Here is a 12,303-nt window from a genome sequence, read left to right as displayed (position 1 = left end):
CTGGTATCTGCACTATACGCCGAACCCGGCCTATTCCGGCCAGGTCCGCGTCGGCTACAAGCTCGTCAGCGCGCTCGGAGCCTCCAACACCGGCACGGTCACCTATAATATCAGCTATGACGCCGGCAAGGTTGCCGAGGATATCGACGGGCTGGTGCATGGCTTCGTCCAGGCCCGGCAGAACATGATCGCCAACACGATCGAGGTGCCGGGCCTGCTGCAGCGCCGGCAGATGCTCAAGGCGACCGATCCGATCACCGCACGCATGATGCCGTCGCAAGAGGGCATGACGCTCGGCTTCTCGACCAGCCTGTCGCAGATACGGGCGGCCGGCGGCGATGCGGATGCGGCATCCGCTCCCTTCAACGTCTGGATCGGCGGCGCCTTCCTGACCCATAACGACAAGAACAGGAACGACAGCACCAGCAAGTGGGGCAGCTTTGCCATGATCAACATGGGGGCGGACTATCTGCTCTCCGACCGGGCCTTGATCGGGCTGTCGTTCCACTATGACCGGATGACGGATCCGGCCGATCAGGATGCCAAACTGACGGGCAATGGCTGGCTTGCCGGCCCCTATGCCTCGATCGAGATCGGCAAGGGCGTGTTCTGGAACGGCAGCCTGCGCTATGGCGGCTCGAACAACACGATCAACACCCAGTTCTGGAACGGCAGCTTCAAGACGACGCGCTGGATGGCCGATACCTCGATCGACGGGCAGTGGACCCTCGACGAGGACACGACGATCTCGCCGAAATTGCGGATGATCTACTTCTCCGAAACGGTCGCGGATTACACGGTCAAGAACGGCGCCGGCGATGCCATCACCATCAACGGCTTCGACGAGGAGCAGTTCCGCGTCAGCCTCGGCGCCGAGATCGCCCGGTCCTTCCTGCTCGAAAGCGGCGCCAAGCTGACGCCGAAGCTCGGCATCACCGGCGGCTTCTCCGGCCTCGACGGCTCCGGCGCCTTCGGTGCCCTCACCGCCGGCTTCACGCTGCAGACCGCCAACTTCTGGATGCTCGACACCAGCATCCTCCTCAACATCGAGGGCGACGGCCAGAAATCCGTCGGCGCAAAAGTCGCCGCTGCCAAGAAGTTTTAGAAGATGACCCAGAGCTCCGCCAGGGTCGATCAATCCTGGCGGATCCTATCGGGGAACCTTTGGTTCCATCGCAGTATCGTATCCCGCCGAGGAAGCGTTCGGCCAGCTCCGATCGAATACGCTTCTTCCCGATGGGAATAATCGGTCGATCCGCAGGCGACCGGCCATCTCTTATTGCACTACCCGATTACATCGAAGGATTTTGGGAGAGCTCTCAAGTCTATACTTAATTTATTTCAACCATTTAACTGCATGATAATCATAGTCTTTCATTTCCATCGCGCCGAAGACAACTATAAGTATAAAAAACACAAAGAACTGCACCAAAATATTACACTTAAGATAGTCAAATTATTCTTGCATTTATCGCATGGATTGAGTGATGATGGTGGCGAATATAAATAGAATATTCAGGGGTATGGTATGTCAAATGTCTTCCTCGGCCAGATTATGCTTGCAGGGTTTCCGTTTGCGCCTAAGGGCTTCGCCCAGTGCAGCGGCCAGCTCATTGCCATCAACCAGAACCAGGCCTTGTTCTCACTATTGGGCACTTTTTACGGCGGCGATGGAGTAAGGACGTTCGCCCTGCCCAATATGCAGGGCCGCACGCCAGTCGGATTTGGGCCATCTGTCGATCCGGCTTGGCAGCCCACAGCTTACGAAATCGGTGAAATTGGCGGCGCCGAAAGTGTGACTTTGCTCCAGTCGCAACTGCCTCAGCACGTCCACGTAGCGACCGGAACGACAAGCGCCGGTACCCTGCGCAATCCGAACAATGCACTCTATGGCACTGACACGGCCAATATCTACGGCCCTTCTTCCGGTGCTCAGGTTACGCTGTCGAGCCAGACCGTAACGCCAGCCGGTAATGGCCAGCCTCACGATAATCGGCAGCCTTACGACGTCATAAATTATTGCATTGCCCTGTCGGGAACATTTCCGTCCCGCAACTGATCAACTCTTGTCAACCTATTGCTTGGAGGATCAACGATGAGCACTCCCTATGTCGGAGAAATCCGGCTTTTTGGTTTTTCCCGAGTGCCAACCGGCTGGCTGCCCTGCGACAACTCTCTGCAATCCATCTCCGACTATGAAGCGCTGTACACGCTGATCGGGACGACGTATGGCGGCAATGGACAGACAACGTTTGCGACGCCCAATCTTTCCGGGCGCGTACCAATACATCAGGGTACCGGCCTGGGCTTATCGACATATGTCATTGGTCAGATGGGAGGCACCGAGAATGTCACGCTTCTGCCCACACAAATGCCAATACACTCGCATCCGTATCTTGCCACCAACGGTTTGGCGAATACGAAGTCGGTCGGATCGACGGCCGAGCTCGGAGCAATCGCCGGCGACACGATGTATGTCACCGATGTAACCGGGGCCACTCCAATCAAGACATCACCAGCGGCCACTCAAACAAGCGGATCGAACGGTACGCATGAGAATACAATGCCAACGCTAACGGCGCAGTATTGCATCGCATGGGCCGGTATCTTTCCCCCACAGAACTGAACCAGGGATTACCCAACAAGGACATTGCTATGACACAACCTTTTATCGGCGAGATCCAACTGTTCGGTTTCAACTTTCCTCCCTATAAATGGGCATTCTGCAACGGTGCGACGCTTCCGATCCAACAGAACACGGCACTTTTTTCCCTGCTTGGCACCCAGTACGGCGGCAACGGCACCAGCACATACCAACTCCCCAACTTTACCAACCGTGCGGGCTGCAACCAAGGCCAGGGGATAGGCTTGACGGAACACTCCATCGGGGAGCCCTTTGGCGACAACAGCATAACGCTGACCCAGGCGGAGATGCCGGCACACACGCATTCTTTGACCATCTATAGTCAAAGCGATACTTCCAAGCGCGCCGCCTCGCCCAGCGAAGGTAACGCCTTGAGCGTGCCGAGTTCGAGCAGTCCGTTTCTCCCCAATGCCCAGCCGAACACGCAGTTTGCACAGAACCTCATCGGCATTACAGGCAGCAATCTGCCGCATGAAAACCGCCAGCCCTATCTGGCGGTCAACTTCAGCATCTCGCTGGCCGGCGCATTTCCGTCCTTTGGTTGACGATCGTGACACAGCCTGACCAGTTGCCGGAGTTTCCTGCGCGAACTGTTGGTAATAGGCTATTTGCTACAACATGTATCCTGCGACCGGCGGGGCTAGATGACTTGGCGTTTTTACGCCAGCTTTATCACTCGTTTCGCGCCGATGAACTGGCGCGGGTGCCGTGGCCTCCGCAAGACAAGCAGGCCTTTTTGAACCAGCAGTTTGATCTCCAGCATCGATATTACATCGCCGCGTTCCCGCAAACGGACTTCCTGATCATCGAAAAGGAAGGCGTTCGCATCGGCCGCCTTTACATCGATCTTAGCGCTGATATCTGGCACATCATCGATGTTGGCCTGCTGCCCGAATGGCGCAATCGGGGAATAGGGCTGGAAATGTTGAATGAAATAAAGGCTGCAGCAATTACGCGGGAAAGCCTAGGCATTATCCTGCATGTGGACAAAGCCAATGGGCGTGCACAGAAGCTTTATCAGGCGTCGGGATTTGAGGTCATCGACGCCACCGAAACACACACACGCATGCAATGGCTATCGCGCCAAGTCTTGCCGAAAACCGTCGACGGGCGTTCAGGCGTCAATTGAAGATAGCCTGATAGACGATGCCGTCCTTGTCCCTGGCGACGGGTACCAGGAAAATGTCGAGAATACCAAGCCTGGCGTTGTTCAGCCTGTAAATCTGTTGTGGCAACAGAACCTTTGAGCCACTGCGAAACAGCAGTGAAAATGGCGCCCTCATCATTCCTGCAAAACCCCGTTCGGGCAGAGGCCGCGCCTCGGTCAGCGTGAAAACAAGGGACCCTGTCCCCATATCGATTTCGAACCCTTCCCCGACACAACGGGCGAAGTGCTCCAGCGTCACAATCCCCATCCCAACCCCAATTGTTGTTCGCGCCGTGATTGCAGCGGCCTATATTTCATGTCTTTAATTGAAGTCTATCAAGAGATTAGGGAGAAGCAAGCAGTTCCCCAAGACTTGTCCTCCCAGAGGAGGCATTAGAATTTCTTGCGCCCTCGCTAAAGATAAATGCGCCAATGGAACGGAAGATGGTCGCGACCATCGCGCCTTGTCCGTCAGCCATCCCGTGGACCTTGAAAACCGATATCGTCGCAGTTGGGCGCATTCCTTTTGGACCTAATACCTCAAAGGACACGAAAGATGTAAACTAGCCGATCACCTCGGGGCCCGCGAAGGTCCACATGCATCGAACCTTCCCCTGCCTCCGCCGTCTGCTGCGGGCAGCATAGGTAATATTCGCATCAAGGAAGCTGCCGAAGAGTGGCTTGCAGCGTGCAGCAACATGGGGTGACCGAAGGTTTCTATGACCCAAGCAAGTGACAGCCTCTACTATCCCGATAGCTTCGTCAGCGATGATGAGGCCGTGCGTCATGTCGTCATCGGGCTGGTTCGCGGCGCCGAACCATTAACAACTGGATAATGGCCGAACGGACCGTTCAGCAAGGACGATCGAAAGTCTAGTCGGGCCTGGATTGGGACGTCATCCAGACAGGAGGACTCTATTCTGCTCTTTGAGGTACCCACTCTCGGAACAGGTCTTCTCCTGAAGAGGGAGATATCCGCTTTACAACGTTTCCCAATACTTCAATTTGACGCCCGTTCTGTTGTCGAGAACATGCCTATATGAGCTGTCCACCCCCGTTGTGACCCGCGCACAGCGGGTGGATGATCGGACCTAAGCGGGCGCAACGCGCGCCGATAGCCACCGTGACCGGCAGCTCAGTAGGAAATACGTCCATCGACGATAGGCGATGAGCCCGAGGAAAGCTGCTGTTTCAGCACCTGCCTCGCATCATCGCTGATAATCGACATGGGAGCTGCGACAGCGACTTTCGCAGCGGAGCCCGCCAAGTCCGCGGTTCGCACGGCAGCCATGCCCACTCGATCCGCAAGCGAGACTTGTCTGGTGTCCAGCGACTGTCCTGCCAGCCGCTGTCCTAGCAGTTGGACCATATCCCGATTATCCGCAAACGTATTGTGACCCAGCGCGTCGTCCGGTTTGACGGAACTTGTATCGATGACCGTGATCCCGAGCTTGGCCAAATCCGCGGCATAGGGCGTCGAATCGAAACCACCGACGCGATTGACGCCACCGGAGAGCCATCGCGAAACCTGCAGCGCCTTATCCCTTGTCGACGAAAAGATCGTGAAGTGCGGACGTTGCGGCCCCATCTCGATCATCTGTCGGCGAAATACGTCGATATCGATGTCGGGCGATGCCAAAATGACATTCTTCACTTTCGCCGGAATTGTCTTGTTGCGCATGGCAACGCCACGCAACGCTTCCGCGGTCAGCCAGGAGCCCATGGAATGGGCGAGGATCGTCACCTCCCCGACATCTGGGCTTTTGGCGGATTGCAGGATCAGATCCTCCAGCGCTCGCCGGGAGAAATTTGTACTCTCCTTATCGTAGAGATAGTCGAAGACGTTGCCGCGCGAAGGCCAGGTAAAGAGGATCGGCGCAGCATCCGTTCCCGAATCATGAATGATCTGCGCGAAGCGAAAGACTGCGTCGGAATAGGTATTGTTGAAGCCGTGCACGAAAATGACGACCTGCCGCTTGGCGTTGCGGTTCTTGCTGAACCATTCGAAAATGTCGCGCTCGGATGCCACTCTTCCAACCTTCAGGACAGCGAACTCCTTTTCGGGATTGGCCGGCACATGCGACGGCCATTGCACTTCGCCGATTTTGCGATTTCGATCCGGAGGAATGGAAACGACGATATCGTTGAGAGAAATCGCCGTTCCCCGCTCGCCGGAGTAAAGTTCGCCGGGTTTGTTGGTCGGCTGGCGGGTCGTCGCCACCATCATGTCCACGGCGCTCGTGCCTGGTCCCGCCGCCGCGAGCGGCAGGAGAACATTCTCCAGCCGTCCCGCACATCCTCCCAATACCGAGAGAACCATCAGGACTGAAAGACACGATCGCTTGAGAGCGAGGGAAGTCAAACTGCGCGGCAAGCGGGCAATCAGGTAACCGCCATCGGCAAAGGCCGTTTTTCCAACCCGAGGCATCGGATCACCTCGTCAGTGTTGCAGGCCGTCGCGGGGAATGCGAAACCAGGCAACATACAAGGCGGGAAGGAAGAGCAGCGTCAGAACCGTACCGACGACAATGCCGCCCATCATCGCATAGGCCATCGGCCCCCAGAATATCTCCCTGGAGATCGGGATGAGCGCAAGCGTTGCTGCCGCCGCCGTCAGCATGATGGGCCGCATTCGATGCTCCGTCGCTTCGATGACGGCTTGCCAAGGCGGCATGCCCTCGCTTCGAAGGTGCTCGATCTGCACGACGAGGATCACCGAGTTGCGGATCAGAATGCCGATCAGCGCCAAGACACCCAGGATGGCGACAAACCCCAGAGGCGCATTGCTGAGCAACAGGGCTGCAACAACGCCGATCAGCGCCAGCGGAGCGACGGCGAAGACCAGAAAGAGCCTGCTGAAACTCTGCAACTGGATCATCAGGATCGTTGCCATGATGAACAGCATCAGCGGCGCTACCGCCACGATCGGTCCCTGCGCTTTCGCGCTTTCCTCGACCGAACCGCCGTCGACGATATGGTAGCCGCTAGGAAGAGCCTTGCTGAACTCGTCGACCTTCGGCCGCAATTCGTTGACGATCGTCGCCGGCTGCGTCGATCCGACGACGGCAGCCTTGATGGTGATCGTCGGTATACGTGTCCGCCGCCAAATCGTTGGCTGTTCCAGCTCATAGTGGAAATTGGCGACCGCCGAAAGAGGCACGGACTTGCCGTTGGAGCCTGCCAGTTGAAGGTTCTGCAGCGTCTCGATCGAGCCACGCTCGGCTGTCTGGGCTCTGCCAATCACATCGATCAGATAGATGTCATCTCGAATATTTGTCGCCGCCGTTCCCTCGACTATGCCATTGAGAGCCGTTGCGATATCTTGCGACGAGACGCCCAGCTGCCGCGCCTTGTCCTGAAGAACGTCAACTTTGACGACGCGCGAAGGTTCGTTCCAGTCGAAGGTCATGTTGGATAGCGAAGGATGCTGACCGACGATGCCCGCAAATTGCTGGGCGATGTCCCGGACCTTCTGGATATCGGGGCCACTGATCCGGTATTGCACCGGCTTGCCGACCGGGGGGCCGATGTCGAGCAGCTTCACGAATGCGTCCGTTCCGGGGAAGGTCTTCGTCAGATAATCCTGCAGCTCGGCTTTGACCTTGTCACGGACATCAAGCCCCTTGGTGACGATCACGGTCTGGCCGAACGAGACGTCGGGTGTCTGGACATCGAAGGATAGGATGAAGCGAGGAGCGCCTTGTCCGACATAGCTCGTCCAGTGATCGATGTCCTTGTTGTTCGCCAGAATCTCGCGTTCGAACCTGGCCATTTGCTTGTTCGTCTCCGAAATCGAGCTGTTCTGCGGCAGGTTCCAGTCGACGATCAGCTCGGGTCTGTCGGAAGAAGGGAAAAACTGTTGCTGCACCAGGCTCATCCCGCCGATGGAGAGGGCAAACGCGGCCGCAGTCGCACCGATGGTTATCCAGCGCCAACGCAGGGCCACGTTCAAAAGCCATGCAAAGGCCCGCGCAAAGCGACCTTTCTGATCATGATGGGATTTCATGCTCTTCGGAAGGATCGTCACGCCCAGCAGCGGCGTGAACAACACCGCGACGATCCATGAAACCAGCAGCGAAACGGCAATCACCACGAAAAGAGTGAAGGTAAATTCGCCGGCCGCACTGGTGTTGAGACCGACGGGGATAAAACCCGCGACCGTCACAAGTGTGCCTGTCAACATCGGGAAGGCCGTCGAGGTATAGACGTATGTCGCAGCCTTTCTCAGGTCATCGCCCACCTCCAATCGGGCAACCATCATTTCGACGGCGATCATTGCGTCGTCAACGAGAAGACCAAGCGCGATGATCAATGCCCCAAGCGAAATACGCTGCATGGAAATGCCGCTGTAGGCCATGACGAGGAAGGTGATCGCCAGCACGAGCGGAATAGAGATGGCAACCACGAGCCCTGCCCGAACGCCGAGGCTGATGAAACTGATCGCAAGCACGATGACGATCGCCTCGAACAGCGCCCGCGTGAAGCCAGATACCGCGTCGTCGACGACGGCGGGCTGATCGGAAACGCGCTGGACATCCACGCCGATGGGAAGATCGGCAGTGACCTGCTCAATTTCCTTGTCGAGCGCTTTGCCGAATTCAAGCAGATTTGCCCCGGTCTTCATGCCGATGGCGAGCCCGATGGCGGGCTGGCCATTATATCTGAACAGGGATGACGGAGGATCGACGTAGCCGCGTTTGATCGTTGCGACGTCGGTCAACGGAAAAAAGCGGTCGTTGACGCGAAGATTGATCGATTTTAGGCTTTCCTCGGATGTGAATTGGCCACTCACCCGCAAGGCGATGCGCTCAGGGCCGGCGTCGACAAAACCGGACTGAGTCACGGCATTCTGTGCCTGAAGCGTATTGATGACGGATTGCTGGTTAAGCCCGAGAGCTGCTATCTTTCGCGTGGAGAATTCGAGATAGATGGCCTCATCCTGCGCCCCGATGATGTCGACCTTGCCGACATTGGGAACCGTCAGCACTTTCGCACGCGCATCCTCGACCAGATCACGAAGCTGGCGCTGTGTCAGTCCGTCGCTGGTAAATGCGTAGATATTGCCGAAGACGTCACCGAAGCTATCGTTGAAAAACGGTCCGACGACACCGCTTGGAAAATCTCCCTTGATGTCGCCAATCATATTGCGGACCCGCATCCAGATGGCATTGACATCCTTGGCCTTGGTCGTCGGCAGTAGCTCCACAAAAACGGTCGTCTGACCGGCAACCGTCTCGCTCTTCGTATGATCGAGCGAATCCAGTTCCTCGAGCTTCTTTTCGATACGGTCGGTGACCTGCTTGGTCACTTCCTCGGCCGACGCGCCAGGCCACTGCGCCTGAATGATCATGGTTTTGATGGTGAAGGCGGGGTCTTCCTCGCGACCGAGACCAATATAGGAAAACGCGCCGGCCAGAATGAAGACGATCATGAAGTACCAGACGAGCGAACGATGTTCGAGCGCCCAGTCGGACAGGTTGAATTTTTTCACGGGGGTCTTTCCTTAATCTACCCTGACGGCCTGGCCGTCGGCAAGCTTGTGAACTCCGGCAACGACGATGCGTTCGCCAGGGCTGATGCCTTCGGTGATCTTCGCGGAACCGCCCTCGACGAGGTCTCCATCGATCTTGATCGCGCGAATGAAGACCTTGCGAGCTGCGGTATCGACTACCCAAACATTCGGCTTTCCGTCCTTCATCAGGACGGATGAGGACGGCAGCAGGATCATCGGATCTGCAACAACGGTCGCGGTTGCGGTGACGACAGAGCCCAGGCGAAAGACTGCCGGTGGATCGATGAGCGTGATTTTCGTGCGTCGAGTGCGGGTCGTAGCCTCTGCTTCGGGGGCGATCTCTCTGACAACACCGCTCGCGCGGATGGTCGGATCCAGCTGGAGAGCGATTTCAAAGGGCGACCCCACCTTGAGACCGTCGAAGCTTGCCACGGGGATATCGATGATGGCATCGCGCTGGTCAGGGCGGGCGACGGTGGCAATGCTTTGGCCCGCGGCTACAACCTGGCCCACTTCGGCCGAAGTCGCTGTCACGACGCCGTCGAATTCCGCACGAAGCTGCGCGTAGCCCAGTTGTTCTTCGGCCTTGTCCAAATTGGCCTGCGCTTTGGCAACCGAAGCACTCGCACTCCTGCGCCCAAGTTCCGCCTCTTCGTAGGCCGCTTCACTTCCCGATCGGCTCTCAAGCAAGGTCCGTTGGCGTTGCTCGGTGGATGCGGCATTTGTCAACTGCGCCTGGGCATTCGAAAGCTCGGACTGCGAACTTTTAACGGCAAGCTCCAGCGACAGCGGATCGATGGCAGCAACGACATCACCCTTCTTGACGATGTCGCCAACGCTGACCTTGCGCGCTGTAATCCGTCCCAGCACTCGAAATGCAAGCTGTGTCTCGATCTTCGCCTCGACCGTCCCCGGCAGGGTCAGCGCGGAATCCTCGGTGGACTTGACGACAACGGAAAGCACGGGGCGCGGGGGCTCCGCATGGGCTTCATCCTGCTTCTGGCAAGACGTCAGCAGCAATGAGCCAAGGATCGCAAGGCCGGCTGTGGTACGGATATTCATTTCGCAGCTCCCTTGTCGTATGTGACGGCTTGGCCCGACCGCAGGAATTTCGTGCCGTCGACGACGACGATCTCGCCCGACGACACCCCCGCCCGTACTGCAAAGCGGCCGGTTTCATAGCCAGACACATCGACCAGGCGGAGGGATACGCTTGATGAAGCGGGATCGATGATCCAAACGGCCGGCTTCCCGCTTTTTGAGGTCATTGCCGACCAGGGCAATTCGATTGCATCCCGCGCGACTGACCGAAACAAGCCGACGACCGGAGCGCCAAGCTGCATGTTCGGCGCCCCTTCGAGCCCCACCTTGACCCTGATCGTCCCGGTCGACGAGTCGATCGTGGGCGAGATTTCGCGCACCGAAGCCTCGATCTTGTGAGACGGCGTCGAAAGGAGGCTGACGGCAACCTTGTTTTCAAGGTTGCGCCCCAGATAAAGCGACTCGAAGACGTTGAAGACAGCGTCCCGAGGGCCATCATGCGCAAGCGTAAAGACCAGTTGCGCCGCTTGCGCGACCTGCCCTACCTCGGCGCTTCTGGCGGTGATGACGCCGTCGGCATCGGCGCGCAGTTCCGTATAGGAGAGCGCGTCCTGGGCTGTGTCGAGTTGAGCTTGCGCCGATTTCACGCTTCCCTGGGCAGTCAACAGCGCTTCTTGGGCCTGGTCGAGTGCGGCGCGTGTCGTAACCTGTGTCTTGAACAGGCTCTGTTGCCGGTCAAAGGCCAGCTGCGCCTGTGTTTGCTGCGCGAGCGCCGACTGCAGAGTTGCGGTTGCAACGTCAAGATCGGCTTTCTGTTCTTCGGCGTCCATGCGCGCCAGCACCTGCCCGGCCTTCACAGATGTCCCGACGTCAACCAGGCGTTCAACGATACGTCCGCTCACCCTGAAAGAGAGATCGCTTTCGACGCGCGCACTCACCTCGCCGGTGATGGCATTATTTTCGACAACCGGTGTGACCTTAGCCACGACGGTCTCCACGTTCTTTGGCTTTGCCTCACTCGCGCTTTGCTTTTCGCATGAGGCAAGCGCGACGACACTGACGCCGAGCCAGGCCGCGACAAGGACAGTTTTCATGATTTGACCTCTTGCATCCGTTTGGCAGACGAATATTATTGACTAACCCGATAGTCAATAGAAATTGTCTTGACGGTAACCCGCCGATAGCGCTCAAGGTGAAGACATGGATGATCAAAAAAAGCTCACACGTGCAGAGCAAAAGGCCCGCCGACCCGTTCAGATCCTGGATGCTGCGTTTGAAGAGTTCGTCGAGCGCGGCTATGTCGCCACACGTGTTGAAGATATTGCCAGCAGGGTCGGAGTTACGAAGGGAACTATTTATGTTTACTTCGAAACCAAAGAGCAGCTTTTTGAAGCAATGATCCGGCACATTTCGGCGCCCTTCGAGGATCTTCTATCGAGTGTAAACGAGCTGAAAGGGACTGCCACAGAGAGGCTTCAGAAACAAATTGAGCAAATCTACGATCTCATAATCAACGATCGCAAATTGCGGGAATTGATGAGGTTCGTTATCGCCGAGGGCTCACGGTTTCCTCAGATCGTCGATCGGCACCACGACGCATTTATTTATCCTCTTGAGCAACAAATGGCATCCCTCATCGAGGACGGTGTAAAGTGCGGCGAGTTCCGAGCCGCACCGGCTGCATTCGCGGATGTGGTAATCGCGCCTGCAATCGCGTTTCTTGTATTCAAGCTCACTTTTGAAGATCGACGAATTTTGGATAGGGACACGTACCTGAAGGCTCACGTCGATCTTATCTTGCACGGATTGTGCGAACCCGCATTCGCTAGCGGATGTTTGTAAGGTACTGAACACAGCCTCTAGTATCTGATCCGCAAATGGCTGCTCTTGAAAGGGATTTGAGCTTCCAACCCCGTGAAATCAATGAGCCGACGAATTTTCCGGTGGGAATCGCAAACT

At 57.1% G+C, this 12,303-nt stretch carries 11 protein-coding genes; 6 read left to right on the top strand and 5 right to left on the bottom strand.

The window, feature by feature from the left end:
• From GA0061102_RS19285 to GA0061102_RS19265, 5 genes are all read left to right on the top strand, one after another.
• Positions 1-1,105: autotransporter outer membrane beta-barrel domain-containing protein (locus tag GA0061102_RS19285; RefSeq protein ID WP_139115074.1), on the top strand; the 1,105-nt coding region annotated here is incomplete at its 5' end.
• 423 nt (positions 1,106-1,528) lie between these two features.
• Positions 1,529-2,059, top strand: a complete 531-nt coding sequence (locus tag GA0061102_RS19280; protein ID WP_092852198.1) for a phage tail protein — start codon at positions 1,529-1,531, stop codon at positions 2,057-2,059.
• A 36-nt stretch (positions 2,060-2,095) separates the two neighbouring features.
• Positions 2,096-2,626: a phage tail protein gene (locus tag GA0061102_RS19275; RefSeq protein ID WP_092852196.1), complete on the top strand. Its 531-nt coding sequence runs from the start codon at positions 2,096-2,098 to the stop codon at positions 2,624-2,626.
• Positions 2,627-2,655: 29 nt separating this feature from the next.
• On the top strand, positions 2,656-3,189 hold the full coding sequence (locus tag GA0061102_RS19270) for a phage tail protein (RefSeq protein ID WP_092852194.1): 534 nt from the start codon (positions 2,656-2,658) through the stop codon (positions 3,187-3,189).
• 5 nt (positions 3,190-3,194) lie between these two features.
• Entirely contained in the window at positions 3,195-3,773 is a 579-nt protein-coding gene (locus GA0061102_RS19265) for a GNAT family N-acetyltransferase (RefSeq protein ID WP_280949831.1), read from the top strand.
• On the opposite strand, the gene GA0061102_RS19260 is transcribed toward GA0061102_RS19265, so the two are convergent.
• The 5 genes from GA0061102_RS19260 to GA0061102_RS19240 all read right to left on the bottom strand — a co-directional run bounded on the left by GA0061102_RS19260 (position 3,766) and on the right by GA0061102_RS19240 (position 11,438).
• Positions 3,766-4,059, bottom strand: coding sequence for a DUF6916 family protein (locus tag GA0061102_RS19260; protein WP_092852191.1), 294 nt, complete (start codon positions 4,057-4,059; stop codon positions 3,766-3,768). The genes GA0061102_RS19265 and GA0061102_RS19260 overlap by 8 nt on opposite strands.
• An 867-nt stretch (positions 4,060-4,926) precedes the next feature.
• Complete coding sequence (locus tag GA0061102_RS19255; protein WP_425348548.1) at positions 4,927-6,111, bottom strand: alpha/beta hydrolase; 1,185 nt, start codon at positions 6,109-6,111, stop codon at positions 4,927-4,929.
• A gap of 120 nt (positions 6,112-6,231) precedes the next feature.
• The gene (locus tag GA0061102_RS19250; RefSeq protein ID WP_092852187.1) at positions 6,232-9,282 is read right to left on the bottom strand and encodes an efflux RND transporter permease subunit; all 3,051 of its coding nucleotides are present in this window, start codon (positions 9,280-9,282) and stop codon (positions 6,232-6,234) included.
• Between the two features lie 12 nt (positions 9,283-9,294).
• Positions 9,295-10,365: an efflux RND transporter periplasmic adaptor subunit gene (locus GA0061102_RS19245; protein ID WP_092852185.1), complete on the bottom strand. Its 1,071-nt coding sequence runs from the start codon at positions 10,363-10,365 to the stop codon at positions 9,295-9,297.
• The gene (locus tag GA0061102_RS19240) at positions 10,362-11,438 is read right to left on the bottom strand and encodes an efflux RND transporter periplasmic adaptor subunit (protein WP_092852183.1); all 1,077 of its coding nucleotides are present in this window, start codon (positions 11,436-11,438) and stop codon (positions 10,362-10,364) included. The genes GA0061102_RS19245 and GA0061102_RS19240 overlap by 4 nt, the downstream gene beginning before the upstream one ends.
• Positions 11,439-11,544: 106 nt before the next feature.
• Here GA0061102_RS19240 and GA0061102_RS19235 point away from each other — a divergent pair, with 106 nt between their 5' ends.
• Positions 11,545-12,186, top strand: a complete 642-nt coding sequence (locus GA0061102_RS19235) for a TetR/AcrR family transcriptional regulator (RefSeq protein ID WP_092852181.1) — start codon at positions 11,545-11,547, stop codon at positions 12,184-12,186.
• Positions 12,187-12,303 lie beyond the last annotated feature (117 nt).

The sequence above is a fragment of the Martinezella miluonensis genome, assembly GCF_900094545.1.
GTDB lineage: Bacteria > Pseudomonadota > Alphaproteobacteria > Rhizobiales > Rhizobiaceae > Rhizobium > Rhizobium miluonense.
Note: the sequence above shows the minus strand (reverse complement) of the source record. Positions and strands in the feature narration are given on the sequence as shown.

What these genes read in the sequence shown, in the direction of transcription:
- GA0061102_RS19245 (WP_092852185.1), bottom strand. Translation starts at nt 10,365, where the DNA reads ATGAATATCCGTACCACAGCCGGCCTTGCGATCCTTGGCTCATTGCTG.
- GA0061102_RS19255 (WP_425348548.1), bottom strand. Translation starts at nt 6,111, where the DNA reads ATGGTTCTCTCGGTATTGGGAGGATGTGCGGGACGGCTGGAGAATGTT.
- GA0061102_RS19275 (WP_092852196.1), top strand. Translation starts at nt 2,096, where the DNA reads ATGAGCACTCCCTATGTCGGAGAAATCCGGCTTTTTGGTTTTTCCCGA.
- GA0061102_RS19270 (WP_092852194.1), top strand. Translation starts at nt 2,656, where the DNA reads ATGACACAACCTTTTATCGGCGAGATCCAACTGTTCGGTTTCAACTTT.
- GA0061102_RS19240 (WP_092852183.1), bottom strand. Translation starts at nt 11,438, where the DNA reads ATGAAAACTGTCCTTGTCGCGGCCTGGCTCGGCGTCAGTGTCGTCGCG.
- GA0061102_RS19260 (WP_092852191.1), bottom strand. Translation starts at nt 4,059, where the DNA reads ATGGGGATTGTGACGCTGGAGCACTTCGCCCGTTGTGTCGGGGAAGGG.
- GA0061102_RS19280 (WP_092852198.1), top strand. Translation starts at nt 1,529, where the DNA reads ATGTCAAATGTCTTCCTCGGCCAGATTATGCTTGCAGGGTTTCCGTTT.
- GA0061102_RS19235 (WP_092852181.1), top strand. Translation starts at nt 11,545, where the DNA reads ATGGATGATCAAAAAAAGCTCACACGTGCAGAGCAAAAGGCCCGCCGA.